General features: G+C 56.2%; 32 protein-coding genes. 8 read left to right on the forward strand and 24 right to left on the reverse strand.

Annotation, left to right across the window (positions count from 1 at the left end; all coding sequences use genetic code 11):
* The first annotated feature begins 91 nt into the window (after nt 1-91).
* The 4 genes from DC3_RS15245 to DC3_RS15260 all read left to right on the forward strand — a co-directional run bounded on the left by DC3_RS15245 (nt 92) and on the right by DC3_RS15260 (nt 3,530).
* Complete coding sequence (locus tag DC3_RS15245; RefSeq protein WP_146885742.1) at nt 92-1,012, forward strand: nitroreductase family protein; 921 nt, start codon at nt 92-94, stop codon at nt 1,010-1,012.
* Nucleotides 1,009-2,076, forward strand: coding sequence for a glucose-1-phosphate thymidylyltransferase (locus DC3_RS15250; protein WP_146885744.1), 1,068 nt, complete (start codon nt 1,009-1,011; stop codon nt 2,074-2,076). The genes DC3_RS15245 and DC3_RS15250 overlap by 4 nt, the downstream gene beginning before the upstream one ends.
* A gap of 67 nt (nt 2,077-2,143) precedes the next feature.
* Nucleotides 2,144-2,377, forward strand: a complete 234-nt coding sequence (locus DC3_RS15255) for a DdrH (RefSeq protein ID WP_146885746.1) — start codon at nt 2,144-2,146, stop codon at nt 2,375-2,377.
* A gap of 457 nt (nt 2,378-2,834) precedes the next feature.
* Nucleotides 2,835-3,530: a GntR family transcriptional regulator gene (locus tag DC3_RS15260; protein ID WP_034341852.1), complete on the forward strand. Its 696-nt coding sequence runs from the start codon at nt 2,835-2,837 to the stop codon at nt 3,528-3,530.
* A gap of 231 nt (nt 3,531-3,761) precedes the next feature.
* Here the strand turns inward: DC3_RS15260 and DC3_RS15265 are convergent, their stop codons facing one another.
* From DC3_RS15265 to DC3_RS15285, 5 genes are read right to left on the reverse strand one after another with little or no spacing between them, the layout of a single operon-like run.
* Nucleotides 3,762-4,040: a hypothetical protein gene (locus DC3_RS15265; protein ID WP_146885748.1), complete on the reverse strand. Its 279-nt coding sequence runs from the start codon at nt 4,038-4,040 to the stop codon at nt 3,762-3,764.
* A gap of 1 nt (nt 4,041) precedes the next feature.
* Nucleotides 4,042-4,431, reverse strand: coding sequence for a hypothetical protein (locus DC3_RS15270; protein WP_146885750.1), 390 nt, complete (start codon nt 4,429-4,431; stop codon nt 4,042-4,044).
* A gap of 52 nt (nt 4,432-4,483) precedes the next feature.
* A complete protein-coding gene (locus DC3_RS15275; RefSeq protein WP_146885751.1) occupies nt 4,484-5,005 on the reverse strand; it encodes a DinB family protein in 522 nt (173 codons plus the stop codon).
* Entirely contained in the window at nt 5,005-5,601 is a 597-nt protein-coding gene (locus tag DC3_RS15280; RefSeq protein WP_186816059.1) for a TetR family transcriptional regulator C-terminal domain-containing protein, read from the reverse strand. The genes DC3_RS15275 and DC3_RS15280 overlap by 1 nt, the downstream gene beginning before the upstream one ends.
* Nucleotides 5,598-6,098 carry a DinB family protein gene (locus DC3_RS15285; RefSeq protein ID WP_146885755.1) on the reverse strand — a complete coding sequence of 167 codons (501 nt, stop codon included), beginning with the start codon at nt 6,096-6,098 and terminating at the stop codon, nt 5,598-5,600. The genes DC3_RS15280 and DC3_RS15285 overlap by 4 nt, the downstream gene beginning before the upstream one ends.
* Nucleotides 6,099-6,213: 115 nt before the next feature.
* Here DC3_RS15285 and DC3_RS15290 point away from each other — a divergent pair, with 115 nt between their 5' ends.
* Together DC3_RS15290 and DC3_RS15295 are read left to right on the forward strand one after the other, a co-directional pair.
* Entirely contained in the window at nt 6,214-6,735 is a 522-nt protein-coding gene (locus DC3_RS15290; RefSeq protein WP_146885757.1) for an O-acetyl-ADP-ribose deacetylase, read from the forward strand.
* A gap of 84 nt (nt 6,736-6,819) precedes the next feature.
* On the forward strand, nt 6,820-7,080 hold the full coding sequence (locus DC3_RS15295; protein WP_146885759.1) for a hypothetical protein: 261 nt from the start codon (nt 6,820-6,822) through the stop codon (nt 7,078-7,080).
* A 60-nt stretch (nt 7,081-7,140) separates the two neighbouring features.
* Here DC3_RS15295 and pgm read toward each other — a convergent pair whose 3' ends face one another.
* The 9 genes from pgm to DC3_RS15340 form a co-directional block, all read right to left on the reverse strand.
* Nucleotides 7,141-8,781, reverse strand: coding sequence for a phosphoglucomutase (alpha-D-glucose-1,6-bisphosphate-dependent) (gene pgm, locus DC3_RS15300; RefSeq protein WP_146885761.1), 1,641 nt, complete (start codon nt 8,779-8,781; stop codon nt 7,141-7,143).
* A gap of 162 nt (nt 8,782-8,943) precedes the next feature.
* Entirely contained in the window at nt 8,944-9,702 is a 759-nt protein-coding gene (locus tag DC3_RS15305; RefSeq protein WP_186816060.1) for a CPBP family intramembrane glutamic endopeptidase, read from the reverse strand.
* 29 nt (nt 9,703-9,731) lie between these two features.
* Nucleotides 9,732-10,424: a DUF1648 domain-containing protein gene (locus DC3_RS15310; protein WP_146885765.1), complete on the reverse strand. Its 693-nt coding sequence runs from the start codon at nt 10,422-10,424 to the stop codon at nt 9,732-9,734.
* On the reverse strand, nt 10,417-10,689 hold the full coding sequence (locus DC3_RS15315; protein WP_146885766.1) for an autorepressor SdpR family transcription factor: 273 nt from the start codon (nt 10,687-10,689) through the stop codon (nt 10,417-10,419). The genes DC3_RS15310 and DC3_RS15315 overlap by 8 nt, the downstream gene beginning before the upstream one ends.
* Before the next feature lie 22 nt (nt 10,690-10,711).
* Nucleotides 10,712-11,638, reverse strand: a complete 927-nt coding sequence (locus DC3_RS15320) for an alpha/beta hydrolase family protein (protein WP_146885768.1) — start codon at nt 11,636-11,638, stop codon at nt 10,712-10,714.
* Nucleotides 11,639-11,750: 112 nt separating this feature from the next.
* On the reverse strand, nt 11,751-12,074 hold the full coding sequence (locus DC3_RS15325) for a hypothetical protein (protein WP_146885769.1): 324 nt from the start codon (nt 12,072-12,074) through the stop codon (nt 11,751-11,753).
* Nucleotides 12,075-12,194: 120 nt separating this feature from the next.
* Nucleotides 12,195-12,701, reverse strand: coding sequence for a hypothetical protein (locus tag DC3_RS15330; RefSeq protein WP_146885771.1), 507 nt, complete (start codon nt 12,699-12,701; stop codon nt 12,195-12,197).
* Nucleotides 12,702-13,102: 401 nt separating this feature from the next.
* The gene (locus DC3_RS15335) at nt 13,103-13,663 is read right to left on the reverse strand and encodes a hypothetical protein (RefSeq protein WP_146885773.1); all 561 of its coding nucleotides are present in this window, start codon (nt 13,661-13,663) and stop codon (nt 13,103-13,105) included.
* Between the two features lie 372 nt (nt 13,664-14,035).
* Entirely contained in the window at nt 14,036-14,794 is a 759-nt protein-coding gene (locus DC3_RS15340) for a DUF4344 domain-containing metallopeptidase (protein WP_186816061.1), read from the reverse strand.
* A 103-nt stretch (nt 14,795-14,897) separates the two neighbouring features.
* On the opposite strand from DC3_RS15340, the gene DC3_RS15345 reads away from it, so the two are divergent.
* On the forward strand, nt 14,898-15,197 hold the full coding sequence (locus DC3_RS15345; RefSeq protein ID WP_146885777.1) for a DUF8820 family protein: 300 nt from the start codon (nt 14,898-14,900) through the stop codon (nt 15,195-15,197).
* A complete protein-coding gene (locus DC3_RS15350) occupies nt 15,197-16,195 on the forward strand; it encodes a DUF6745 domain-containing protein (RefSeq protein ID WP_146885779.1) in 999 nt (332 codons plus the stop codon). Before DC3_RS15345 ends, DC3_RS15350 begins: the two co-directional genes overlap by 1 nt.
* Here DC3_RS15350 and DC3_RS15355 read toward each other — a convergent pair.
* From DC3_RS15355 to DC3_RS15400, 10 genes are all read right to left on the reverse strand, one after another.
* The gene (locus tag DC3_RS15355) at nt 16,182-17,051 is read right to left on the reverse strand and encodes an STM4011 family radical SAM protein (RefSeq protein WP_146885781.1); all 870 of its coding nucleotides are present in this window, start codon (nt 17,049-17,051) and stop codon (nt 16,182-16,184) included. The genes DC3_RS15350 and DC3_RS15355 overlap by 14 nt on opposite strands.
* On the reverse strand, nt 17,048-17,572 hold the full coding sequence (locus tag DC3_RS15360; RefSeq protein ID WP_146885782.1) for an SMI1/KNR4 family protein: 525 nt from the start codon (nt 17,570-17,572) through the stop codon (nt 17,048-17,050). The genes DC3_RS15355 and DC3_RS15360 overlap by 4 nt, the downstream gene beginning before the upstream one ends.
* Before the next feature lie 3 nt (nt 17,573-17,575).
* Nucleotides 17,576-18,886, reverse strand: coding sequence for an STM4012 family radical SAM protein (locus DC3_RS15365; protein WP_146885784.1), 1,311 nt, complete (start codon nt 18,884-18,886; stop codon nt 17,576-17,578).
* Nucleotides 18,883-19,671 carry an STM4013/SEN3800 family hydrolase gene (locus DC3_RS15370; RefSeq protein ID WP_146885786.1) on the reverse strand — a complete coding sequence of 263 codons (789 nt, stop codon included), beginning with the start codon at nt 19,669-19,671 and terminating at the stop codon, nt 18,883-18,885. The genes DC3_RS15365 and DC3_RS15370 overlap by 4 nt, the downstream gene beginning before the upstream one ends.
* Nucleotides 19,665-20,798 carry an STM4014 family protein gene (locus tag DC3_RS15375; RefSeq protein WP_146885788.1) on the reverse strand — a complete coding sequence of 378 codons (1,134 nt, stop codon included), beginning with the start codon at nt 20,796-20,798 and terminating at the stop codon, nt 19,665-19,667. The genes DC3_RS15370 and DC3_RS15375 overlap by 7 nt, the downstream gene beginning before the upstream one ends.
* Nucleotides 20,799-20,801: 3 nt before the next feature.
* Nucleotides 20,802-21,719 carry an STM4015 family protein gene (locus tag DC3_RS15380; protein ID WP_146885790.1) on the reverse strand — a complete coding sequence of 306 codons (918 nt, stop codon included), beginning with the start codon at nt 21,717-21,719 and terminating at the stop codon, nt 20,802-20,804.
* Between the two features lie 69 nt (nt 21,720-21,788).
* Complete coding sequence (locus DC3_RS15385) at nt 21,789-22,355, reverse strand: GNAT family N-acetyltransferase (RefSeq protein ID WP_246130694.1); 567 nt, start codon at nt 22,353-22,355, stop codon at nt 21,789-21,791.
* A 97-nt stretch (nt 22,356-22,452) separates the two neighbouring features.
* Complete coding sequence (locus DC3_RS15390; protein ID WP_146885793.1) at nt 22,453-22,950, reverse strand: MogA/MoaB family molybdenum cofactor biosynthesis protein; 498 nt, start codon at nt 22,948-22,950, stop codon at nt 22,453-22,455.
* A 29-nt stretch (nt 22,951-22,979) separates the two neighbouring features.
* On the reverse strand, nt 22,980-23,624 hold the full coding sequence (locus DC3_RS15395; protein WP_146885795.1) for a response regulator: 645 nt from the start codon (nt 23,622-23,624) through the stop codon (nt 22,980-22,982).
* Nucleotides 23,621-24,826, reverse strand: a complete 1,206-nt coding sequence (locus DC3_RS15400; protein WP_186816063.1) for a sensor histidine kinase — start codon at nt 24,824-24,826, stop codon at nt 23,621-23,623. The genes DC3_RS15395 and DC3_RS15400 overlap by 4 nt, the downstream gene beginning before the upstream one ends.
* Nucleotides 24,827-24,852: the final 26 nt, after the last annotated feature.

Here is a 24,852-nt window from a genome sequence, read left to right on the forward strand (position 1 = left end):
TGGTGTTTTCCAGGGAAAATTGGTGTCCGTTTGACACCGTTTGAATCAGGGTCCTATCTTTCTCGGAAAAACACCTGATATAAATGCTGTCATGAACCCTGCTGATGTGAAAACTTTCTTCAGAAACCACTGGACGGTCCGCAAATACAAATCGGTGCCCATGCCCGAGGACCATCTGGATGCCATTCTCTATGCTGCCCAGCGTGCGCCCACCGATGCCACCGCACAGATGTACACCTTCATTCGCCTGACCGATTCTGATGTGCGCCAGCAGATGGCCGACCTCACCCGGAATGCCCACATCAACACAGCCAGTGAAAGCTTTGTGATCTGCGCAGACATCCACCGTCTGGAAAGTCTGCTGAAACACCGAGGGTACACCCCTGGAAATTATCCTGCTGTGGCCGTGCATTTTGCTGTGGGCGATGCTGTGATGGCTGCCCAGAACATGCTGATTGCCGCCGAGATGCTGGGTTACATGGGCTGCTGGATTGGGGGGGTCATGAACAATCTTCCCGAAATCACCCGACTGCTGAAGCTCCCTGAAGGGGTCTTTCCTTTTGCAGCCCTCACCATCGGGGTTCCAGATGAGGAGCACAAACTGCGTCCCCGTCTGGACCGTGCCCTGGTGGTCCATGAGAACAGCTACCAGGACCCCACCCCCGAGGCCCTCAGTCAGGCTTTTGAGGAAATGGCAGCCATCACATCGCGGGGCGACTGGGCACTGAGCCTCAGCCGTTATTTTGCCCAGGGAGGGTCCATGGAGGTGCGGGAAGGCCATCTGCGTCAGGTGTTGCATCAGCAGGGGTTTGCTCATGTTTCCACGGCGGATCAGCTGTTTCAGCAGGCCGTAAAAGCAGGTTTTCCTGAACTGGTGGTGCGCCAGAAAGGTGCAGCTGACCTGGAAGCCTGGCTGGACCAGGGGCATCTGGCCTACCGGGGAGATGGTGGTCACCTGACGGAGGCCCTGGAGAATGCTTTAATGGAAGCATTGAAGGAGCGAACTGAATGAAAGCCATTATTCCTGCTGCCGGTCTGGGCACCCGTTTGCGTCCCCTGACGTACACCCGTCCCAAACCCGTGCTTAAAGTTGCCAACAAGCCCATCATCCTGCTTGCCATTGAGAACCTGATGGCTGCAGGCATCACAGACATTGGAATCATTGTGTCTGGCCTGACCCGCAAAGACATTGAAGAGGCCATCAACGGCACCCCTGGAGTCAACATCACTTACATTCACCAGGGAGAAACCCTGGGACTGGGCCACGCTGTGAAAATGGCCCGTGAGTTCGTGGGAGATGAGGACTTCTGTGTGTACCTCGGCGACAACCTGTTTGGGAATGGCATCTCCACCTATGTGGAACGCTTCAAGGAGACCCAGGCAGATGCCGTGATTGCCCTGGTGGAGGTTGAGAACCCCAGTTCCTTCGGTGTTGCGGTGCTCAATGAGGCAGGCCAGATCACCCAGCTCATCGAAAAACCCAAAGTTCCACCCAGCAATCTGGCGGTGGCAGGGGTCTACTGCTTCAAACCAGGCATCATGGACATCCTGGAGCAACTGAAACCCTCTGCCCGGGGTGAATACGAGATCACAGACGCCATTGCTGAACTGATCCACTCTGGTCAGACCGTCATTGGGGAACGTGTTCAGGGATGGTGGAAGGACACCGGAAAACCCTACGACCTGATTGATGCCAACCGCCTGCTCCTTGAGAGCCTGGAACCCCGAATTGAAGGTGAAGTGATCGAGTCTCGCATCACCGGTCGGGTGGTCATTGAGCAGGGTGCAGTGGTGAAAAACAGCATCATCATGGGACCCGCCCTGATTGGCAAAGACGTGGTCATCGAGAATGCCTACGTGGGACCTTTCACCAGCATCGGGCAGAAGAGCAGGATCTGCTCCTCAGAGGTGGAGTACAGCGTGGTGGACGCCGAAGTGGTGATTGACCATGTGGATGTGCGCCTGCAGGAATGCCTGCTGGGTTTGCGGGCGCAGATCAAAGGGAAAACCGGGGTCCCCAGGGCGCACCGTTTCATCCTGTCAGATGCCAGTGTGCTGGACCTCAGCGTGCAGTAAAGCCAACGCCTCACCACATTCCCTACAAAAGCACATTCCTTGAGTGTGGTTGTATTAAGATATCTACATGACACCCGAGTTCCGCGAAGTCATGGAAAAACTCAGAGCGCAGTACGCTGAAGCCCTGCGGGACATGCCCCTGCCAGATGGGGTGCCGGAGTACGTTCAGGAACTGATGGCAAAGGGAGACACCGAAACCCTGCTCCTGATGTTGAAACTCTCCTGGGTCTTTGGTGCACAGGCCGGGCAGGCCGCCCAGGTCCAGGTGCAGACCATGCGTGTTCCTACCGCTCAGGCCTAATCGAAACCCACTTCAACCCCTCCGAAAGCCGGAGGGGTTTCATTTGTTCAGATCCGCCTCAGGTAAAGGTCTTTTTCCCAGAAGCGGACAGGACAAAAATCATTGCAAAATCAGGCAAAATCGTAACCTTATGCGTTACACGAAAGGTGATTTTCAGAGAAATCCCTGTGTTTTTCATCGAAAACCCCACTTTCTCAGAAGGGTCTCAATTGCGTAGCTTTGACACAAATCATGTGAAGTATGTAAAATAACCATACAAGTTGTATACGTTGTACAGGCATCACGGTGTCGGCATCACAGTACAGCATCCCAACCCTTCGCCCACTTTCTCAGGAACTGTCCACCAAGCCTGGCCCGGTGTTCGAGAATCTCGAAATCGAAGTGCTTTCCGAGCAGTTTCCCAAGGTCCATCAGCAGCAAACCCCTAGCCCCACCCCCGACCTGGAGGTTGTTCCCTGTGGCCAAATACCCCCTGATCAAGGCAACGCTCAAAGAGCGACTGCTCAGCAGCTACTACCCCGAAGGCATCCCCCTGCCCAGCGAACCCCTGCTCGCCAAAGAGTTTGACGTTTCCCGCATGACGGCACGCCGTGCCATCGACGAACTCGAACGCGAAGGCTACGTGTACCGCATCCAGGGCGCAGGAACCTTCCCCACCGGCAAGCGTTTCCGTCAGGGCGTGTTTCGCATTCGTCCCTTCAGAGAGTGGGCCAGAGGTGCAGAAACCCACACCCGCATCCTGCAGGCCCGGGTGCTGGATGCCACCCCCGAAATGGGTGTGGTGCTGCAGATCCCCGCAGGCGAACCCATCATCTTCATTCACCGCCTCAGAACTGCAGGCGATGAACCGCTGGTGATCGAAAAAAGGTACATCAACTTCCGCATGGCTGGAGACCTGTTAAAGCACAACCTCGCCGTCGAATCGATCCACGAGGTGCTGGTCGAGAAACTGGGCATCCCCCTCACCCGCGTGGAGCAAAGCCTGGAGGCCGTCAACCTGCGCCAGGAGGAAGCCGAACTGCTCCGTGTCCCTGTGGGCACCGCCGCCTTCCTGCTGCGCCGCACCACCTACAGCGGACCCACCCGCGTTGCCTACGTGAACTACTGGGTGCGCGGAGACCGCTACGCCTTCCAGGACAGCTTCGAACCCTGAGTAAGAGCAAAGCATCTCCCCTCTGGCCATTCCAGAGGGGATTTTTTCTGGAGGTGTTGTCGGCTGGGGTTGCTGGGGGTCAGATCCCCCCTGTTCCTCATTTCATTCGGAACGGTCCTCCCTTATTAAGGGAGGTTGGTGGGCAACTCAACTGGAAACCATTCTAGACGCCCATCAATCCCCCTTTGTCAAGGGGGACAGCTTCGAGCGAATGCGAGAAGCAGGGGGATCTTACCCCTCCTCCACCGTCAGGCTCTTGAGGGTTGCACCCTGGTGCCAGCCCACCTGATAATTTTTGAACTCCAGGGCCTGGGCGAGGGCATGACCGAAGGCTTCCTCGGGGGTGCCTTCAAGCTGGAACAGCAGGAATTTGCGGCCTCCTGCGGTGTTGATGCGGATGTAGAGGTCGGTGCCCAGTTCGATCTGCTGGGTGCGTCCGGTTTTCTCGGCGCGTTTGAAAGCTTCCTGCACAGCCTGCAGGACCGTGACGGTGACTGTCGGGGGAACCATATCACTCCAGAATGTATTTGATGCCGTCCCAAAAGTCCACCAGATCCAGGTCGGTGGTTTTCAGGACGCGGTTTTTCAGCCAGGGCATGAACTCGAAGGACCTCTCGCTGCGCAGGAAGGCCCGGAAGCCCAGTTCTGCACCCCGCAGCAGGCCACTTTCCAGCCCTTTGCGAAGTTCCTGACGGGCGAGGTCCCGGTCAATGTCTCCGGTGAGGCGCACGGCACGGATGCGGTCAGCTTCCCCGTAGAAGGTGGAGGTGAGGCCCGTCCAGCCCTTGATGGCCTCTTCTGCGTGGGCCTGGGTGAGTTCACTGGCGAATTTCAGGTGGGCATCCAGTTCGAAGCCACGCTGGCTGAATTCCTTCTTGAGGTCGTTCGGTGTGACTTCCACATCTGGAGTATACGCTGCCCAGAGAAACCTGCCTGTAACGCTTCTCTGGATTTCACGGCTCCTGCAGGGCGAGCAGCTGGGGCAGGTGGTGGTGCAGGTGGTAGGGCATGAACTGTGCCCATTCAAGCGCTGTAAGTTCCCCGATGTAGAGGTGAGGAAAGGTGCGTGGCCCATTCAGGGAGGAGGTTTCAAGTTGCTTCAGGAACATCTGGTTGGTGGAGGTCCAGCGGGCAGCCAGTTCGCTTTCCGATGCCTGAAGCTGCACCAGTTTCGGAGCACGCAGTCGGGTGATCGTCCTGGGTGCAGACATGCGTTGCTGGACAGCGGCCACCACATGCAGCAGGCGGTGGTGGGGCTGGTTGGATTCCAGCACCCTGAGGATCAGGGCTCCGAGTTCATGGGTCTTGATGAGGTGCCCCTGGATCTGCAGGGCGGTCCAGCCGTCTTCCCGCCAGGGTTTGTTTCTGGGAACCTCTGAAAAGACCTGATCAAAACCTTCGACAGCCCGCAAGAAGCTGTCTTTGATCTGGGCAGGGGTCTGCCCGTAATCCCTCAATGCTTCTCTCTGGTACATCAGGCCTCCTGCTGGTACAGCTTGAGGAGGGCCAGCATGTGGGTGCGGGCATCGTGCAGGTAGGCCGGATTGTCATGGAGTTTGGTGAGCAGGATGCCTCCCTCGAACAGGGCGAACAGCACCCGGGCGGTGGCTTCGGGGTCGAGTTCGGGTTTCATCTCCCCTTTTTTGATCCCCACAGCAAGCACCTGGGCAATGAAGTTCTGCAGGCTCATGGCGGCCTGCTGGGCTTTTTCCTTGAGGAGGGGATGGGTGTCATCGGACTCCACGGAGACATTCAGGATGGGACAGCCTCCCGCCAGAATCTCTCCCTGAGCAGACCTGAGGGTCACTTCAAAGATGCCTTGCAAGCGGTCCAGTGTGCCCTGCCTTCCCTGCTGGGCGGCTTTGTGGGCTTCCCTGAGCAGTTGCACGGCGTAATCGAAAGACTCCAGGGCCAGTTCGTCTTTGCTTTTGAAGTGGTTGTACAGGCCCCCTTTCTCCAGTCCGGTTTCCCGCAGCACGTCCTGAATGCTGGTGCCCGAGTACCCTCTGGTGTTGAAGATGGGCGCAGCATGCTGCACGATGTGCTGGCGGGTCTGTTCGCCTTTTTTCATCGGGTCATCTGCCTGCGGTGGTGGATCAGGTGGAAGGTGGCGACCTGCAGCCATTCCAGCACGTTCAGTTCGCCAAAATACGGGTGGTGCACGGTGCGCTGGTCCTGCCAGTCAAGGATGCCTTCTGCGGCCTGCACCAGTCGGATGTGCGCCTTGATCCAGTCTGGTTCGAGATCGGCCCAGGGTTTCCCCTCACCAGGAAGACCATAAGGAGGACTTTGCTTCTTGCCATTGACATACGTTCCTGTGGTTTTAGGGAAGGGGGGCAACTCCGGGGCCTGATAGGCACGCAGCACGTGGGCCATGGTTCTGGAAATCAGCATCACATGCTCGGAAATCTGGGCCGGACTCCAGGCCCCTTCTTCCCTGGGGGTGAGCCAGTGGTCCTGTGCACCAGCAATGGCGTCCTGAAAACGGCGAATCTCCTGATGCAGGCGCTCCATCACTTCAGGGGCAGAGGTGCCCAGCCGGGACAGAAAACTTTTCTCTTCAACCATACCTCACTTTACAGACCGACCAGTCGGTCTGTAAATAGGTCAGGTGGAACCCCAGTCCTGCAGCAATGCAAAAATATGCCCTGTTTCAGCAGAATGGCTCTTTTAAAATGACCCCATGAACCGAATCGTCTTGCATCAGGGAGACATCACACAACTTGCTGTAGACGCCATTGTCAATGCAGCCAATTCCAGCCTGCTCGGAGGTGGAGGGGTCGATGGGGCCATTCACCGGGCCGCAGGACCTGAGCTTGTTCAGGAGTGCAGGATGCTGCATGGCTGCAAAACCGGAGACGCCAAAATCACCGCAGGATACCGGCTTCCTGCAAAGCATGTGATCCACACGGTGGGTCCGGTCTGGCAGGGCGGAGACAGCAACGAAGATGCACTGCTGGCCTCCTGTTACCAGAAAAGCCTGGAACTGGCCGAGAAACATGGCCTGAAAGCCATCGCTTTTCCTGCGATCAGCACAGGAATCTACCGTTTCCCCCTGGAAAGGGCCACCCGCATTGCGCTCACCACCACACAGAATTTCCTTAAAAGCCATGCCCTGCCCGAACAGGTGATTTTCGTGTGCTTCAGCCAGCATGACCTGGAGGTTTACCGCCAGATTCTCGCTGAAGTGCATCCTGACACCTGAGATTGCAGCAAAAGCAACAGCAATTTTCCAGATGTTTATCCCCGGGAATGTAAAACGATTGTAAAAAAGTGCATACTGAGGACCATGGGCAAATTCATCAAGATCGAAAGCAGCACCACCGGAATGCACTACATCAGTGTGGATTCCCTGATGGGCTTCCGCGCCGCCGCTTTTCCCAAGGAAAACGCCATCGAACTGATTGCCATCACCAAAGACAACAAAGTGCACTCCCTGAGAAAACAGCGCGGTTTGCAGGGCATCAATGAAGCGGAAGCCATCAAACACCTGCAGGAGTATCTGGAACGCATTGCCAGAAACGACCCTGAAGTGGTGATCGAAATTTAAGGCCTCCAGCACAAAAACAGAAGCCTCCCAGAACCGGGAGGCTTTCTGCTTCAGGTGGATTTACAATCCAGCGGCTTTGAAGGCAGCGCTGACCACTTCACGGGCCTCCTGCATCACCTGCTCGAGGTGGGCCTGTCCCTTGAAGGACTCGGCGTAAATCTTGTACACGTCCTCGGTGCCACTTGGACGGGCAGCAAACCAGGCATTTTCGGTAACGACCTTCAGGCCACCAATGGGTTCATCGTTGCCAGGAGCACGGGTCAGTTTCGACAGGATGGGTTCACCTGCCAGGGTGGTCGCGGTGACCAGTTCAGGGGACAGGTTGGAAAGCACTTTCTTCTGGGCCACATTGGCCTCTGCATCCATGCGGGAGTAGGCCGTGGCCCCAAAACGCCCTTCGAGGTCCTGGTAGTGCTGTGAGGGGCTCTTGCCGGTTCTGGCGAGAATCTCTGCAGCAAGCAGACCCAGAATGATGCCGTCCTTGTCAGTGGACCATGCAGTTCCGTCGAAACGCTGGAAGGAAGCTCCGGCGCTCTCTTCTCCCCCAAAGCCAATGGTGCCGTTCAACAGGCCATCCACAAAGTACTTGAAGCCCACAGGCACTTCAACAAGCTTCTTCCCAAGGGACTGTACCACCCGATCAATGATGCTGCTCGACACCAGGGTCTTGCCGACCCCCATGTCATCAGACCAGTTGCGGTGCTGGTACAGGTAGTTGATGCACACCGCCAGGTAATGGTTGGGGTTCATGATGCCGTCGCGGGTCACGATGCCGTGACGGTCTGCATCCGGGTCATTGCCAATGGCAATGTCGAACTGGTCTTTCAGGTCAATCAGGGAGGCCATGGCATAAGGGCTGGAGCAGTCCATGCGGATCTTGCCGTCCCTGTCCACGGTCATGAAGCTGAAGCTGGCATCGATGCGCTCATTGACCACTGTGAGGTCAAGGCCATAGTGGTCCCGGATGGCCTGCCAGGTTTCCAGGCTGGCCCCACCCAAAGGGTCCACCCCGATTTTCACTGCAGCACGCTTGATGGCATCCATGTCGATGACCTCTTTGAGCTGCTCAACGTAAGGGGTCACGAAGTCAAAAGGCTCTGCGGTCTGGAACGCTTCTTCAAAAGAGATGCGCTTGACGTCCTTCAGTCCACCTTCCAGAATCTGGTTGGCCCGTTCCTGCACCACTTTTGTGATGTTGGTGTCGGCAGGACCACCCGATGGGGGGTTGTACTTGAACCCTCCATCCTGGGGTGGGTTGTGGCTGGGGGTGATGACAATGCCATCTGCGAGGTCTTCGGTGCGGCCCCTGTTGTGGCTCAGGATGGCGTGGGAGACCAGAGGAGTCGGGGTGTAACCGCGCCCTTTGTCCACCCGCACTTTCACGCCATTGGCCAGCAGCACTTCCATGGCGGTGATCCATGCAGCTTCTGAGAGGGCATGGCTGTCCATCCCGATGAACAGCGGGCCGGTGATGCCGTTCTGGGCCCGGTATTCGGCCACAGCTTGCGAAACGGCCAGAATATGGTCTTCATTGAAAGTGCCATTGAAAGAACTTCCACGGTGACCACTGGTGCCGAAACCCACCCGCTGGGCAGGGTTCTGGGGATCGGGTTTGACCGTGTAATAACTGCTCACCAGACGGGGAATATTGACCAGAATGCTGTGTGGGGCGGGTTTGCCAGCCAGTTCGTGCAGCGCCATATTGCCTCCTGAAAATCAAATGATGCTCTGTGCTGCCACCACGGGCAGTCTCTCAGGAGAGTGTAACAGAAGAAAACCGGGTTTCGTGATCCTCGCGTAAGCAACTGGATGGGGCCGTGCACACAAAAGGGCTTGCAGCCAGACGGCCCATCTCAGCGTTCTTCAACCTGCAAGCAGGCCCGACCAGGTGATCAGGGAGAGCAGCACATGGAATCCCATGTGGGCCAGCATGGCGGTTTCCAGGTTTCTTTTCCAGAAGAGGGTCCCGAAGACCAGTCCAGCCACGCTGTTGCCCAGCACCACAAAAGCCACCACCTGTGGGGTGAGTGCGGTGAGCGTTGAAGCATAGGGCAGGTGCAGAACCCCAAACAGCACACTGGAGACCACAATGGCCAGAATGAAAGCCAGAGGGGTGTTTTTGAACATCCACCTGAAGAGGGCAGCAAGTGCCGTCATCAGGCCAAACCGCATCAGCAGTTCTTCGGTGAGGCCCCCATAAAGCATGCCCATCAGGGTGTAGGTCAGGTCCCGGTTGACCTCCTGCTGTAAAGACTGGGCTGCACCCCGGAAAGTCAGGTACACCGCAGCCACCAGCACAATGCTGCCCAGTGCACCGACCAATGCCACTGGAAGATCTTTCAGGAAGGGGGTTTTGACCTCGCCCAGCACCCTGGATTTGAGGCCGAGGTTTCTGGATTGCCAGAGTCCCAGCACAACCATCAGAGCAAGAATCAGGGCAGATTGCAGGAGGCCGACCAGAACCAGCACGGCCAGAGGAGGTGGGGTCTGCTCTGGAAACTGCTGGATCAGTTTCTGGAGGGAACCCATCATCACTGGGAGGTAACTGAGGATGCCCACAAAGCCCAGGGCAAAGAGACGAAGGAAACGCTTGAAGCCGGAAAGCTCCACGGGGTGGCTCATGGTGGTCATCCTTTACAGCAGGAAAGGGGTCAGAAGGGTTTCTGGTCCAGCGGGATGCGCCTGGGGTCTTTTTCCCAGAGTTCTCTGGCCCGTTTGTTCAGTCGGGCACCACCCACAAAAAGCAGGCCAACGCTGCCCAGCAGCCCAAAAATTGGCCAGTTTCCGGGCAAGACCCAGGTGAGAACCAGCACCAGAAGGCCACAGAAAGTCATCAGGTAGGCCCCTTTGCGGTTCACGTCATACCAGGCGAGGTCGCTTCTGAGGGTGTAGGCCGTGCGGAAACCCGAGAAATAATTGCGGGTGACCCTTGGTGAGATGTTCCCCATCAGCATCAGGAAGATCCCAATCATGGTGAACACCATTCTGGTCATGGCATCGGTGTCGAGAATGCCCTGCCAGGTGAGCACCTGTCCAAGCGCAATGCCAGAGCACAACAGCAGCAACAGAACACGGGCGTATTGCTGTAGTTGCCCAAAAGTCTGCTGGTTCTGCTCTCCTTTGACCCCCATTGCAGTGGCATTCATGAGGAGCAGAGGGAAGTAGGGCACCATCACCACCAGCATCACAAAGACTTCAGCAGGGCTGCCATACCGGTCAGGCACATTCTGAAAGTTGTAGTGCACAGGAACACGCTCTGGAAGGCTGTCAAAGCTGTAGACGATGTAACCCCAGACCAGCACAAATACCAACCAGGCCCACAGGTCATTTTTGAATTCATTCATGGCCGTCTCCCACTTTGAAGAAACCCATGATCTGGGTCAGGGCGTCTTGCATCACGGTGGCATTAAGAAAATAGGTGATGGTGGTGCCTTCTTTTTCGGTGCGCACCAGTCCAGCGGTTTTGAGCACATTGAAGTGCCCGGAGAGGGTGCTTTTGGCCAGAGGAAACAGTTCTGCGATTTCTCCTGCTGTTCTGGGACCTTCTCTCAGCACCCGCAGAATTTCTCTGCGGGTGGGATCAGACAGGGCTTTGAAGACTTCGTTCATGTTTCCTCTGGTGTGGGCCTGCTTATTTCAAGAATTCTACGATACCTTGCAGCAGACCGTCAGAGAGGGGAAGGTCTGGATTGCTGTAGGCCGCGAGGTTGTCCTGTGGATCTTCAGAGACCGACTTCAGCACGTGGTTCATGGTGGGGAGGATCAGGAGCTGGGCTTTCGGCTGCGCAGCATGGAGTTTCTGGGCGTCTGCCACAGTCACCTGAAGGTCCCGTGCGCCCTGCACAATCAGGGTGGGGGTGTTCAGGCCAGCAATCAACGCTGCGGGATCATGTTTGAACCAGGAAATCAGGTAGGGCTGCACCGAAGGGCGGAACAGGGAGGCCAGGGCAGGGTCGGGCATCTCTCCGGTCTCCCCTTTGCGAAGTTTTGCAATCAGGTCCGCACTGGCGTCAAACAGGGGGGCAGGAAGCTGGGGTTTGAGCTGGGTGAGCAGGATGTCAGCGGCATTGCTGCCCGTTCCAGAGATGGACACATATCGGTCCACAGGGTTCTGCTTTGCGACGGCCAGACCAATCAGTGCACCTTCACTGTGGCCCAGCACAAAGTACCGGTTGAAACGTCCATCTTTTTTCAGCAGGTCCAGCCAGTTGCTGGCGTCCTGAATGAAGTCATCAAAACGCTGGTCTTCTTCTTTCAGGTCTGCTTTTGCGCTTTCCCCAATGCCACGTTTGTCGTAGCGCAGGGAGGCAATGCCGTTCTGAGCCAGCCCTTCTGCCAGCAGTTTCAGGCTGTTGTTCTTGCCTGCCAGTGGGTTGTTGCCGTCCCGGTCTGTGGGACCAGAGCCTGCGATGATCAGGGCCACAGGGAAGGGGCCCGTGCCTTCTGGAAGTTGCAGGGTGCCTTTGAGGTCAAAGCCTCCGCTGGGCAGGCTGAGGTTTTCCGAAGCAGCAAGCGCACTGCTGGTCAGGACAAGGGTGGTGAGGATGGTTCTATACATGGTGCCTCCTTATTCGGTATTTCGCAAAACACCGAATTACTGAAATCAATATAGCATGTATTTCGGTCTCTGACGAAATACGCAAGTTGGCCTATCATGCCATGTGCTCTCCTCAGTGCCTGGATTTCAAATGGTTCAAAATCCAGCTGTCCTCTGCTTCCACCAGACCACAGAAAGACAGCATCTCCTCCTGCACACTCGCCCATTGAATGGGCAACTCCACCTTTGACTGCTGGCCTTCTCCATCCCAGCAGAAGCCCTGGTAGATCAGGTGCTCCAGAGACCTCAGTTTCGCAGAGTCTTCTGCACTCGAAGTGCAGATGTCCCCATAGACCACAGAAGCCTTCCCGGGGGTTCCCAGCATGCGAATGTTGCCCTGCACGGGAATTCCATTGATCTGACCCGAAGCCGACTGGCATGAATGTTCAGACTGCATGTGCCCTCCTGCATCCACATTGGGCCGTCCAGAGAAAAAGAAAAGCTTCAAGCCTCTCCACAGCATAAGAGGCCACTGTGGAGGTTTTGGTTGCAAATGCTGCAAATCTGAAATGCCTGTTCAGCGGTAAAGGATGGTTCTGCTGTCTTTTCTTACGGTACCATCTTCAAAGTAGATTGTGCGGGACGTCCAGTTTCCTCGGCTGTCCTTGTTGTAAATGGCCCTGACTGGCTTTTTGGGGAAACTTGCACCCTCTTGATCATAAAACATGTGGCTTCCTCCATCATCGCTCTTTACAATGGTCCCATAACTGTCAATGACTTTACTTACAATTTTCATGTTATTTTTATATTCGTAAAATACTGTCTGGTTTTCTTTATATTTTCCAGTTTCCTTGTCTTCGAGAGAATAAGTTGTATACTTTATTAGACGTCCTTTATTCATTTGATAAATAATTTTAGAAAATTCATTCGTCTCTATGATTTTATCGTCTTCATAAATACAATTGGTTGTGGAGGAAGCCCCAGAATTGATATTTCTCAATTCTATCCTGCTCAACCGAGTAGTCTCATAATAAAATGACCAAAACTGATCAAATTTACCATTTGTATAATGATCTCTTCTCACAATCCTAGTATTTTTATATATAGACTTCTCTCTGGTTCATTCGAATCATCTTGAATTCAAACTTTCCATCTTGCTTAACTGCCCGCTCGGTCCAGAAATTCCGAGATGCAGAAGTCAGTTTTCCGTCCTTGAAGTTTCGATTCAATGGCTCAAACAAGCGGGTGGATTTCCCCTTCGAATCAATCATGAAAGCGCGCTCGTTTACAATTGAAACGATGTCATTTTTTGCTTTCAGAGGCACGGGGTCATAACCTTCTTCTGGATCATACAGACAATTTGCAAAACCCACACAGGACAGCATCAGTGCAAAAAAACAGGAATTTTCATGCTTCAAGTATAAATGAAAAACCGCTGGTTCCACACATTCACGTCACCAGCGGAAAACCATAAAAAAGAGGACTTCAATTCTTGAGTCCTCTTGCACGTGCAGGTCGAGCTTTGGGTTTCTGCAGGGCCTCCTGCAGGGCCTCCTGCCTTTGCTTCCTGGGGGTGCTCACCAGTTGTTCCAGTTCTGCACCAGAAGCGTGGCGGGTCATGCCCCGTTCACGCAGGGAGTAGATGCACATGCTGCCCACAAACTTGCCAAACAGCATGCCCCTTCTGCGCATTTCTTCCAGGGTGGCTTTCCCTTCTCTGGCATTCAGGCCAAGCTGGGAGGCCACACTGAAATGGCTCTCTGCCCTGCCGCCCGCAAACCACTCAATGAGGCGGTCAAACCACTCTTCATGCACAAGGTCCATGTCGTGGTCAAAGGCCCGTTTGATGTACCGGATGGCACTGGTCTTGCCCACCGTCTGCACAAAGCCCTGTGCAATCAGTTCTTCCAGCACACTGTGCGCAGCCACAGGAGGGCAATTCAGCACTTTGCGGATGTCTTCACTGGAGGCAGATTCCTGACGTTCCAGCAATTGCATGACGGCATCCAGGTGGTCCTGGGTGTTCCATTGGGGATTAAAAGTCATGGTTTCTCCTTCTCAGGTGGGATGCACCTGTGTGAATGGTCTTGCTTCCACGTTTCCGGAGAGGTTCAGAACAACACCGCCAGCAAAAAACAGAGCAGGAGACAAAAACTGGCTGATGTGTTGAGGTTGGAGGGGATGGCAATGGGCTCTCAAAGAGACTTCCAGAGTGCAGCCTGCACCCTGGCACACCATCGCAACCTGTTTATTGTAGCACCAGAAGAAATGAGAATTTTACCCTTTGGATGATGATTTGATCATATAAAAATTACGTTCCAGACGATGTTTTCCCTATTTCATGAGACAGTCTGACACAGTGTTTTTTGGATCAAAAATCAGGTTTGGCAGCTTTTTCAGGCCTGTCACAGGGGCCTGTTACAACAGCCCCTTCTTCGGGCTTTTCAGAAAGGGCCTGAGAATGGTGTTCCAGGCATATCTGGCATCCTCATGCTCTTCCTGGCAGTTGCTGGAACGCTCTTTCGGCAGGTCATACTCTTTTGGAATGGTTTTGAATTTTTTCGGGTTGCTGCCGTAAACCAGACAGGCCATGTCGTACATGCGCTGCATGTTCAGGGAGTGGGAATCAGAGAAATCCAGATCTCCCTCTTCTTCGAGTTCTGCATCTGAGAGGAACTGGTGGAGGCCACTGTAGATTCCCGGCTCATCTTCCAGGGACAGCAAGGCCAGGGTGGCGAACTGGTCCACAGCATCCTCTTCCCTGCCTGTAGCGGGCAAACGCAACTGGTCAATCAGGGCATGGCCCAGTTCGTGCAGGAGGGTGAACACGGTGGCATTCAGCATTTTGTCTTCTTTGCTGGTGCCTTTTTCTTCGAGCTTGCTGTAGGTCTGGACCAGTTCATAGCACATTTCGATGGCAGGCCGATCCGGGTTGTAATAGGCGTTGTCTTCGTTGCAGGACAGAAAATGCACTTTCAATTTGCGGGGAAATTTGATCTGGTCATTGAAGTAAGCGGTCACGTCCGTGAGGTACTGGCTTTTGGAAAGCACCTGCTGAATGGACTGGTGGGTTTTGGTTTTCCCTTTGTCAAAAGTGAGGACCAGTTGTGCCGAAGCAGAACCCGTGCCCAGTGCCAGCAAGAGCAGAATTCGGGAAGACCAGCGTGAAAAGGCCATAGAAGCCATGATAAGGGATGGGGTCTTACAGGGGAATGGACACCGACCCCATCCCACGAATTATGTTATATACTAAATGCACCGAGATTTTTAGGAGGTTTTCATGCTTTACCGTCACGGAGATGTCCTGATTCAAGCCATCAAAACATTGCCCAGGGGTGCCCAGGAGCGCCCCGGAACCATCCTGGCCCGTGGAGAACTGACCGGACACAGCCACCGCATCCAGGACCCGGCCACCGTGCAACTCTGGCACCTGAATGGCGAAATTTTCATTGAAGTGAAAGCAGACACGGCCCTCTTGATCCACGAGGAGCACAAGACCATCCCCCTGCCCAGAGGCCTGTACAAAAGCTGGATGCAACGGGAGTACACCCCACAGGAAATCCGCAGGGTGCTCGACTGATGGGGATCTCTGCTGCAGAAGCAAAGCGCCTGATCCTGTCCGGGCAGGCTCCAGAGCATCTGGTGGTGCAGGGTGTTCTGGAATTTCAGGGGGAAAAACAACTCCGTTCCCTGCCAGCTTTTCTGACCTGTGACACCCTGGATGTGCGGGAATGTCCGAACCTGCATAGGCTGCCAGATGGTCTTTCTGCTGGAACCGTGCTGGCAGGATACACCCACCTGCAAAGCGTGCCAGACACCATCAAAGTGAAATTCAAACTGGATCTGGAAGGCTGCACCAGCCTGATCTCTCTGCCAGAAAGCCTCAAAGTGGGCTCCCTGATCCTGCGGGACTGCGTGAGCCTCAGGCAGCTTCCAGAAGGACTGGACGTGTATTTCCTGGATGTCAGTGGCTGCAGCGCCCTGGAACACCTGCCAGAACAGGCCAGGGTGCAGGGGGGCCATGTGGTTCTCAGAGGTTGCACCCGACTCAAAAGCCTCCCCTCCTGGCTGAACCGGGTGGCCCGACTCGACCTGCGTGGGTGTGAGCATCTGCACACCCTCCCTGAGACGCTGAAAGTCAGTGGCTGGATTGACCTTGCGGATTCTGGCATCACCTCCCTTCCCCACCATGGGCAGGTTCCACTGCGCTGGAAAGGGGTCCCGATTGAACCCCGCATTGCGTTTGATCCCGCATCGATCACCGGACAGGAGATCCTGGAGACCGACAACGCCGAACTGCGCCGCGTCAAACTGGAACGCATGGGCTACGAGAATTTCCTGGCAGAGGTCGATGCCCAGATTCTGGACCAGGATCAGGATGCAGGCGGGCCCCGCAAACTCCTGAAAGTTCCCCTGCCCGACGATGAGGATCTGGTGGCCCTGTGGGTCATCTGCCCTTCCACAGACCGCAACTACGTGATCCGGGTGCCGCCCAAAATGAAAACCGCCCATCAGGCGGCGGCATGGATTGCTGGCTTTGATGATCCGAAGCTGTATCAGCCGGTCATGGAGACCTGAAGAAGGCCGCAGGAATCCTCTCCAGCACCCCTCCTTCAAACACCGGGTAAAGCTCCAGTTCTTTCAGGTGCACATACCCGATGTGACAGTCACAAAAACGCCTGCTGCACGCCCTGGGTCTGAGCACCTCCTGCCAGTCCGGGGCGTGAATGTTTCCCAGCACCTGGTCCACAAAATGGCACCGCCGGATGTCTCCCTGTTCGTCCACGGTGATCACGGTTTCTCCAGCGAAACAGGCTTTGCCTCTGCTGGGGTACTGCCGGGTGTTTTGTTCAAAGAGGGGATCAATGCCTGTCAGGAAACCCACCTGCTCGGGGGTGTAGGGGTACATCTGGTGCCCTTTGTGGTAGGCATTCACCCACAGGTATACCTCCGCAGGCAGGGCCGCCCTGAGGGCCTCAATCTCTGCAAAATGGCCGGGCCTGCCCACCACACCCACACTGAACCTGACCCCAGTTTCCAGCAATGTCCGGGATTGCTGCAAAAATTTTTCTCTGGACACCTGGGACGGGTGGTAGGTGCACCAGAAAGCCAGCTTTTCGGTCTGGCAGTCCTGCAGGAAAGACAGTCTGCTGCTCAGGTTGGTCTGCATCACCACCTTCTGAACATGGGGAAGGTGCGAGAGTTCCATGATGGCCTGCTGGTATCGTGGAATGGGCAACGCTTCCCCCCACGGCGTGAAAAAGACGCTGAACTGCACCTGCTGTTCCCTCTTCACCCAGTCCAGAAACTGCTGGAGGCTTTCGGTGTCCTGAATGCGTTTTTCTGGAGTCTCGGGGCGTTTGGCAAAAGGGCAGTACGTGCAGGCGTAATTGCAGGTTTCCAGTGCCCCCCGGTACAGCACGGAGAGCTTCATTCCTCCCCCATCTCGAAAAACAGGTCCTGGTCCGAGAGCCACGCCTCAAACCAGTCTGTGAGGTTGGCGGTTTGCCACACCACGCAATCCTCTGCCGGGGTTTCGTCGTCCCAGGCATCCAGGTCCATGATGCCCACCTGTTCGGTCTGCAGGTTCAGGACCGAGTAGACCGTGCAACCCCAGTAGCAGAACAAGAGCAGGTGTTCCGGCCACCCCCGCTGCAGGAAATTCAGGTACATGGGGAGGATCTGGTCTGAAGTGGACACAAAAGCAGGATCTTTGAGGGGCATCAGGCCGTAACCCGGACCAAAATTCCCATCTCCGACCTGCGTGTACACCTGCCGAAAGACTTCGGGGAGGTCCACCCCCAGTTCCTGCTCCAGCTCAAACAGGCGTTCAGGGAGAAGGGGTGGGCTTGCCACATGCCGGATGGGAGGGTTCCATCCTTCATCCATGTTCTGGTCGGTGGCTTTCAGGGGGTCCAGGGCACGTTCTCTGAGGCGTTCAATCAGTGTCGTCATGTTTCACCTGAGGATGAAGTCAGACATGCGCTCCTGAATCCCGGGGGCATAGAACCAGGGGCCAATCACATCCGAGACCTCAAAGCCTTTCTCTGTGAGGGTCCAGAGGCCATCTGTGTTGCGGGCCAGCCCAAGGTCGATCAGGGCATTGATTTCAGGATAATCCTGCTGAAAAGGGGTACCAAACAGCGATTTGTAGTGGCCCTCACGGAGTCCTGAGGCGTGCAGAATGGATTGCAGAATGAAGCGGCGTCTGCGGGTGTCCAGATCGAGCTCAATGCCATAATTCACGTGTTCAAAAGATGCAGCATCCCTCTTCACGTAATCCCAGAGGATTTCCCTGACCCCACTGTGGCCCACGGCATACTCACTGGAGTAATGGAGGGTGCTGGTGTAGGAGCGTGCACCGCAGCCCAGACCCACCATGCCATCTTCCTGACAGCAGTAGACGGGAGCTGCAGTGTCTGCAGTGGGCTTGCGAAAGAAACGCATGCTCACCTGCTCGTAGCCCCGGGACAGCAGAAAATCTCTGCCCAGGCGGTACAGTTCCAGGCGTTCATCTTCCCAGGTGCGGCCTGCACGCCCGATTCCGGTCAGGGGGCGCACGTAGAGGGGATACAGAAAGAGTTCTTCCGGGTCATGCTCCAGAGCCGTTTTCAGGGAGTGCAGCCAGGTTTCCGGGGTCTGGTGGGACAGGCCATAGATCAGGTCGATGTTCAGCACAGGAATCTGAGCCTCGCGGATGTTTTGCAGGGCCTGATGCACCGTGCGGTTGTCCTGTGCCCTCCCCACCGATTTCACCTCCTGCTCAATGAAGCTCTGCACTCCGATGCTGACCCGGTTCACCTGATGGTCCGAGAGCACCTTCAGGCGTTCCGGGGTGGCGGTTGCTGGACTGGTCTCAACACTGGTGGGAACTTTTGCAAAGTCCATCTCAAACAGTTCAGCAATCCCAAAAAGCCTCTCCAGATCCTCTGGCTCCAGATAGGTGGGTGTCCCTCCACCAATGGCGAATCTGGAGAAATGGGCCTCTCCGAGCCTTTCACGGGTGATCCTGGCCTGCAGTTCCAGGGTGTCCAGATAGGCCTTCTCCAGGGGTTTCGGGGCATTCACGGTGGTGAACAGGTTGCAGAACCCGCAGCGCATCTCGCAAAAAGGAATGTGCAGGTACAAAAAGAGCTGGCTGCGGTCCTGTTCTGCCCACACCTGCTGCAGATTCACTGGCTCCAGAGGACGGTAAGCCGTCTTGTGGGGATAGGCATAGGTGTAGCCCAGGTAAGGGTTTCTGGCATCAAGGAGGTCTTTCAGGTTCATGGTCCAGCTCCGATCACAAATTCAGCGTAAGGCACAGTCCACACCACTTCATGGCCCAGACGGTGGCCGTGAAACCCATCTTCCCCGAAAGCCTCGCCGTGGTCCGATGTGAGGATCACCAGGGCAGGTCCCCTCTGCTGCTGGGCTTCCAGCAACCTCACCAGGTGGGGCTCCGCCTGCTCCAGCGCAGCCTTCTGGGTCTCAGGGCTGTCGGTCTGCAGGTCTGCATGGAAAATGTGGGTGGGTTTGTGGGTGGCAGAAAGGTTGAGGAACAGAAACACCCTCTGGTCTGTAGAAACATCGTCCAGCACCCTCAAAGCAGCTTTCACCTGTGCTTGCGCAGAATGGCGGCTGGTCACCCCCATGTCTCTGGACCAGTGGCTTTCCTGAAAAAGCCCGGGCAGCACCTGACCCAGTGGCGTTTCCTGATTGAAAAACCCCACCCCGCCAATGCAGACGGTGTGGTACCCCCTGCGGGCCAGGGCTTGTGGCAGGGTGGCTTCGTCAAAAACAAAAGTCTGCGGATGGGTGGTCTCTGATCCCTGAAACCGGGCTGCAAACAATCTGGGATGCCGCCCTGGCACAGCAGGGGTGGGCAGGAACCCTGAGAAAAACGCGTGGTGGGCTGCGTAAGTGAAACTGGCCGGAGAATGCCGCTTCTCCCACTCCGCAAAATACTTTCCGAGTCCTGGCAGGTGGGCCTGTTGTGCCACATCAAACCGCAGGCTGTCCAGCGTGATGAACAGGACATCGTGGGTGCCGATCAGGGTTCTGGCGTTCAGCATGGTTGCATCTCCTGCAACTTGAAGAGCTCTGCAGTGAAGGTGTCCATGCCCTGCCAGAACACGTTGCGGTGGTAGTCCCCAAAGGCGTTTCCTTCAAGCAGGGCGTGCTGCCGCAAACTGGGTCGCACCAGCACATCGAGGCCTGCATACAGGGTTTTTGGGAACACCTGCATGGCCCTTTGACAGGTCTGCTCGATGCTGTCCCAGTGGTCTCCCAGCAAGGCTTTCAGGGCTTCAAGGTCTCCCCGGTCATTCCCGAGGTGCAGGTTGGTCATGGGTCCCTGCCCAAGCCGCACCATCCTCTGCATGGGGGTCTGGCCGATCACCACCACCCTCAGGTCGATCAGTTTGCCCTGAAAACTGGCCTTGGGCACCCACGCCTCCACCTGCAAAGGATGCCTGCACAGCAGATCCATGATGCTGCGGATGTCTGACCACTGGTCGTAATGAAGAAGTTTCCTGGAGTTGTACAGCCTGCCCTGTTCCCTTTCAACGGTGCTGACCGCCCTGATTTTTCTGCCCGACACCTGCAGGGCCAGCGCTCCACTGGCACTGCTGCCGTGGGCCAGTTTGATGAAGACCCTGAAGAGTCCAGACGCCCTCATGTGCTCCAGCAGTTCGTCAAAAGAACGGGGTTCCGGGAGCCTCTGCGGAACAGGAAGCCCTGCATCATCCCATTTCTGTGAGGTGATGCGCTTGTCGAAGAGTTCCAGGGCCTCTGGGAAATCAAGGGTTTTCTGATGGGCTGGTGCATCCCTGAGCTGGGTGTCCAGAAGGTCAAAAAAAGCCTTCAGGCCCTGATACCACTGTCTGGAGGGTGGGATTCGGCCCTTTTCAAGATCCAGGCTTTCCACATCCGCAACCACGTCATAAGGGGCTTCGGTGCTTTCCTGACCCAGTTTCAGCAAGGCCCGTTCGGTGTGCATGCACTCACCGGAAGCCTCCACCCGCACCACACCACCTTCAGGCACCAGACGGGCAAGGTCCACCTTCTGCCCGATGATGTCGAGGTGAGAAACCACAGTGGCCTCAGGCCAGCCCAGATGGCGCAGGCTGGCCTGAAAAGCCCGGACCCGGCGGCTGTCCGGAGGTGCAATGATCAGCACAGGTCGGGGAGAAAGCCGCATGGATTATTCGCCGATGCTCACAAAGCGCCAGTCGTCGTCGGGGTCCTGTGGGTCACCCAGGTCCACTTCGATGCCCAGAGCTTTCAGCTGTTCTTCCATCTCTTCTGACAGAAAGTGATGCTCCAGATCGAGGTGCTTGAGGTGCTTGAGGGCATCTGCACTGTTCACCAGTGCCTGTCCCCCTTCGTCGGAAAGGGTACCCAGGGAGAGGTCGAGCACTTCAAGCTGGGCCAGCACCGGAGCATTCACAATCACCTGGGCGATCTCGTCCTGGTTTTCTGCATTCTTGAGCCCGAGGTACCTGAGTTTTGGAAACAGGGCGCCGTCCAGAATGGGCGTCAGGTCTGACATGTCGTAGTCTGCCCCGTAATTGTCGGTGCCGAGGTACAGTTCGAGGTGGATCAGCTCTGGAAGTTCTGCCTGCATGATGTCCCGCACGGTCTCGGCAGACATGCCTCCGGTCTGAACAATCAGGGTCTGCAAGTTTGGAGCTTTCAGGTTCTTGAAGCGCAGGCCGTTTCCCCCGCGTGCCCCGAAGTGCTTCAGGCCAGGATAGGCTGCAAAAAGCGGGCCATTGTCGCTGTTCTGAATCCAGGAAATCTCATTTTCCTCGTAGGTGATGTCTCCGAAGAACAACACTTCAAGCTGAGAGAGCTGCTCACGGGCCTGCACCAGGGCATCAATGGCCTCGGTGGGCTCCACTTCGCTGTCGGTGCCCCACATGCCCACCACAAGCCCACGGGACTGTTCTGCCCCTTCTGTGGCCAGGTAGCCCTGGAATTTCTCAACCCAGGAGGTCTTGTCGTCGTATTCCACAGCAATGCGGTAAATGGTGTTTTCCAGATGGGCCAGGGGCTGTCCGGGTTCCCAGCTTCTGACGTTGTAGCCACCAAATTGATCCAGATGTTTTCCAATGGTCATGAAGTCCTCCCTCAAATTATGTTCTATCCTGATCAGGATAACGTGATTTTGCTCAAAATGAAACCCATCTCAGAGACCGAGCAGTTTTGCGGTGCGGCCTCTGGGGGTCCGGTAGCCGCTGCGTGCATGCAGGGCCTCCAGGTAGTCCTGATTGAAGGTGTAAACCAGTTGCACATTGTTGCCATAGCTGTCCACCATGAAGCCATTGAGCACAAATCCTGCCCGCATTTTGGGAATGAGGACCTGGTTGTTGGTCATGCGGTGGTAGCTCTTCACCAGTTCAAAACCCATTGAACCGAAGAGCCTGAGAAGCTCGGGAAGCAGCCTGGAATACAGTCCCCTGTTCTGGTGGGCCGGAAGCCATCCGGTGTCTTTCATCACGATGGTCTGTTCGTCGGCCTGCTCGGAGTAATGCCAGCCGATCAGCTCTCCTTCAAAAAACAGGCCCAGACAGACCTGAATGCCTTTTGGGGTGCCTCCAAGCTCGGTGATGCGCTGTTGCTGCTCAGGGGTGCGGGCCTCCTGCCAGCGGAATGCAAAGTACTCTCCGAAAATCTGCTCTTCAATTCTGGCGCAGGCGTCCAGGTACTCCTGATAGGTGATGGGCTGAATGCGGTACCCACCTCCCAGGTCCATGTCAATCAAGGTCGCTCCTTCTGGCCCCTCCAGCAGGCTGGAAAGCCAACACGATGAATTCAATGCACTGTAACAAAAAATGAACAGAAATGAACCCTCAGCGCACCACCTCAAAAGCCAGATGGGCCAGTTCATCCCGCAGGAGGCCCTCCCAGCCTGTCTGCACGGCATTCAGACTGCCCGGCAGTGCAAAAAGCAGGGTTTTTCCTGCAAGCCCTCCCACAGCCCTGGACAGCATGGCTGCTCCTTTCACCTGCTGGTAAGAGAGCATCCGGAAGAGTTCCCCAAAACCTGGCATGGGCTTTTCGATCAGGCTTTCGATCACCGGAATGGTGACATCCCGCCCGGCGATGCCCGTGCCACCCGAACTGATCACGATCTGGGCATCCTGCATGAAGGTGCGGAAGGCAGTTTCGATCTGGTCCTTTTCATCTTTGACGATGGTTCGGCCCGTGAGCACATGCCCGGTTTTTTCAATTTCTGCTGCAAGGTAATTTCCGCTGTGGTCGTTTTCCAGTGTGCGCGTGTCAGAAATGGTGATGACCGCCACCCGCACCTGACGGGGAGCCTGGGATTTGTGTTCTGGTTGCGTCATGCCTTCACTCTACCGAAATGCCCTGCAGCTCAGATCAACTTGTGCTCAATGGCCTTGAGCACAGCACGGGTGCGGTCCCGGGTGCCCAGTTTAGAGAGGATGCTGGACACATGGTTTTTGACCGTTCCCTCCGAGAGGTTCTTGGCTCCAGCAATCTCCTTGTTGCTGTACCCTCCGGCCATCAGGCGCAGCACCTCAAGCTCCCGTTCGGTGAGGGGCTCGACCCCATAACGTTCTGGCTCTGCCCCTTTCCCCTGATTTCTGAGGGCCTGCAGGATGCGGTCCGTCACGGCAGGCTGCACATACTGTGACCCCGAAGCCACCGTGCGCACGGCATCAAGCAGTTGCTGCAGCGAGGCATCTTTCAGCAAAAAACCTCTGGCCCCGAGTTTCACCGCTTCAAGCACCACCTCGTCGTCATCAAAAGTGGTGAGGATCAGCACAGCAGGAGGAGAGGGCCAGGACTGCAGGTGCCGCAGCACCTCCACCCCATTCATGCGAGGCATCCTCACATCCAGCAGCACCACCTGAACCGGATGGTCTTTCAGCTTTTGCAACCCTTCTTCCCCATCTTGCGCCTCAAACACCACCTCAATGTCTCCTGCAATTTCCAGCAGGGCACGGATGCCCTGCCGCACCAGCAGTTGATCGTCCATCAGGGCCACCTGAATCATGCGTTTCCTCCCAGGGGCAAGGTCAGAAAGATGCGGGTGCCCTGCCCTGGAGCACCGTGCACTTCAAGATGGCCCGCAACCTCTGCCAGACGCTCACGCATGCCCCTCAGGCCATTGCCCTCCTTCTGCCCCTCCTGGAGGCCCAGACCATCATCGGTTGCCGTCAACTGCACCGCCTCTGCGTCGCGGACGACCTGGATGTGCAGGTGCTCGGCTTCGGCATGGCGCATCGCATTGGTGATGATCTCCTGCACACAGCGCACCAGAATCTGTGCCCTGAGCGGATCAGAAAGCAGCAGGTTCTGCGGGACATCCAGATGGATCTGTGGACCCGGCACATTTTGAATCAGGGTGTGCAGGGCCTCTGTGACATTGAGGGTGGCCTCACCCCGCAGGGCCGTGACGGTTTCCCGCACCCCGGACAGCAGCAGTTTTGCCAGCACCTGGCTTTTCTGCAGGTACTCCAGCCGTCTGGGTTCGCTGTGCACCGCCACTTCCAGATTCAGGCTGAGGGCGGTCAGGTGGTGCCCGGCCACATCATGCAGCTCACGGGCAATGCTCAGGCGCTCCGAAAGGCGGCTGGAATCCAGCAGCAGGCCCTGGGTGGCCCGCACCTCTGCATAGGCCTGTTCCAGCACCTGACGTGACCTGCGCTCACTGGCCGCCAGATGGCTGCTGAACAGCACATACAGCTGAAAACCAATGTAGGCCGCCACCAGCGGTGCAACCCCAAGCCAGCCGTGTCTCAGGCCATGCACGAAGGCCACCGCTGCGGTCTGCCCCAGCATCCACAGCACAGCACCCCGAATGCGGATTCTGGGGGCTGCCTCTCCAGACTGCAGGGTGGGCAGCAGTTTCTGCACCTCCCTCAGAGAGAAGGTCGGAAGAAGCTGCATGGCCACCAGCACCAGAAAAAAAGCAGAAAAACCATAAAGACCATCCCACACATTGATGACCCCTGAGATGCTCTGCACCCACAGCAGGGTGACACTGCGCGCAGGGTCCGGCTGCGGTTTCAGCTGTTCTCTGGTGCTGCTCCAGAAAGCCAGCGCAAACACCAGCGAACTGGCCCCCCAGATCACAAATCCCAGTGGAGAAACGGTGTGCCGGACCAGGGCATTGAACACCACAGGCACACCCATCACCGCCCAGGTGCACAGGGCAGCAATCCGCATCATGTGCAGGTGGTGGGGACTGAGCATGCCTTTCAGTGTAGCAACAGCCCTGC

It is taken from the genome of Deinococcus cellulosilyticus NBRC 106333 = KACC 11606 (genome assembly GCF_007990775.1).
GTDB classification, from domain to species: Bacteria; Deinococcota; Deinococci; order Deinococcales; family Deinococcaceae; genus Deinococcus_C; species Deinococcus_C cellulosilyticus.

Coding starts and splice junctions, on each gene's coding strand:
- DC3_RS15275 (WP_146885751.1), bottom strand. CDS start 5,005: ATGTACCAGAGAGAAGCATTGAGGGATTACGGGCAGACCCCTGCCCAG.
- DC3_RS15290 (WP_146885757.1), top strand. CDS start 6,214: ATGAACCGAATCGTCTTGCATCAGGGAGACATCACACAACTTGCTGTA.
- DC3_RS15390 (WP_146885793.1), bottom strand. CDS start 22,950: ATGACGCAACCAGAACACAAATCCCAGGCTCCCCGTCAGGTGCGGGTG.
- DC3_RS15375 (WP_146885788.1), bottom strand. CDS start 20,798: ATGCGGCTTTCTCCCCGACCTGTGCTGATCATTGCACCTCCGGACAGC.
- DC3_RS15365 (WP_146885784.1), bottom strand. CDS start 18,886: ATGAACCTGAAAGACCTCCTTGATGCCAGAAACCCTTACCTGGGCTAC.
- DC3_RS15350 (WP_146885779.1), top strand. CDS start 15,197: ATGGGGATCTCTGCTGCAGAAGCAAAGCGCCTGATCCTGTCCGGGCAG.
- DC3_RS15400 (WP_186816063.1), bottom strand. CDS start 24,826: ATGCTCAGTCCCCACCACCTGCACATGATGCGGATTGCTGCCCTGTGC.
- DC3_RS15285 (WP_146885755.1), bottom strand. CDS start 6,098: ATGGTTGAAGAGAAAAGTTTTCTGTCCCGGCTGGGCACCTCTGCCCCT.
- DC3_RS15345 (WP_146885777.1), top strand. CDS start 14,898: ATGCTTTACCGTCACGGAGATGTCCTGATTCAAGCCATCAAAACATTG.
- DC3_RS15315 (WP_146885766.1), bottom strand. CDS start 10,689: ATGAACGAAGTCTTCAAAGCCCTGTCTGATCCCACCCGCAGAGAAATT.
- DC3_RS15310 (WP_146885765.1), bottom strand. CDS start 10,424: ATGAATGAATTCAAAAATGACCTGTGGGCCTGGTTGGTATTTGTGCTG.
- DC3_RS15295 (WP_146885759.1), top strand. CDS start 6,820: ATGGGCAAATTCATCAAGATCGAAAGCAGCACCACCGGAATGCACTAC.
- DC3_RS15280 (WP_186816059.1), bottom strand. CDS start 5,601: ATGAAAAAAGGCGAACAGACCCGCCAGCACATCGTGCAGCATGCTGCG.
- DC3_RS15305 (WP_186816060.1), bottom strand. CDS start 9,702: ATGAGCCACCCCGTGGAGCTTTCCGGCTTCAAGCGTTTCCTTCGTCTC.
- DC3_RS15385 (WP_246130694.1), bottom strand. CDS start 22,355: ATGGACCTGGGAGGTGGGTACCGCATTCAGCCCATCACCTATCAGGAG.
- DC3_RS15325 (WP_146885769.1), bottom strand. CDS start 12,074: ATGCAGTCTGAACATTCATGCCAGTCGGCTTCGGGTCAGATCAATGGA.
- DC3_RS15340 (WP_186816061.1), bottom strand. CDS start 14,794: ATGGCCTTTTCACGCTGGTCTTCCCGAATTCTGCTCTTGCTGGCACTG.
- DC3_RS15380 (WP_146885790.1), bottom strand. CDS start 21,719: ATGACCATTGGAAAACATCTGGATCAATTTGGTGGCTACAACGTCAGA.
- DC3_RS15370 (WP_146885786.1), bottom strand. CDS start 19,671: ATGCTGAACGCCAGAACCCTGATCGGCACCCACGATGTCCTGTTCATC.
- DC3_RS15355 (WP_146885781.1), bottom strand. CDS start 17,051: ATGAAGCTCTCCGTGCTGTACCGGGGGGCACTGGAAACCTGCAATTAC.
- DC3_RS15395 (WP_146885795.1), bottom strand. CDS start 23,624: ATGATTCAGGTGGCCCTGATGGACGATCAACTGCTGGTGCGGCAGGGC.
- DC3_RS15265 (WP_146885748.1), bottom strand. CDS start 4,040: ATGGTTCCCCCGACAGTCACCGTCACGGTCCTGCAGGCTGTGCAGGAA.
- DC3_RS15360 (WP_146885782.1), bottom strand. CDS start 17,572: ATGACGACACTGATTGAACGCCTCAGAGAACGTGCCCTGGACCCCCTG.
- DC3_RS15320 (WP_146885768.1), bottom strand. CDS start 11,638: ATGTATAGAACCATCCTCACCACCCTTGTCCTGACCAGCAGTGCGCTT.
- DC3_RS15250 (WP_146885744.1), top strand. CDS start 1,009: ATGAAAGCCATTATTCCTGCTGCCGGTCTGGGCACCCGTTTGCGTCCC.
- DC3_RS15335 (WP_146885773.1), bottom strand. CDS start 13,663: ATGACTTTTAATCCCCAATGGAACACCCAGGACCACCTGGATGCCGTC.
- DC3_RS15255 (WP_146885746.1), top strand. CDS start 2,144: ATGACACCCGAGTTCCGCGAAGTCATGGAAAAACTCAGAGCGCAGTAC.
- pgm (WP_146885761.1), bottom strand. CDS start 8,781: ATGGCGCTGCACGAACTGGCTGGCAAACCCGCCCCACACAGCATTCTG.
- DC3_RS15245 (WP_146885742.1), top strand. CDS start 92: ATGAACCCTGCTGATGTGAAAACTTTCTTCAGAAACCACTGGACGGTC.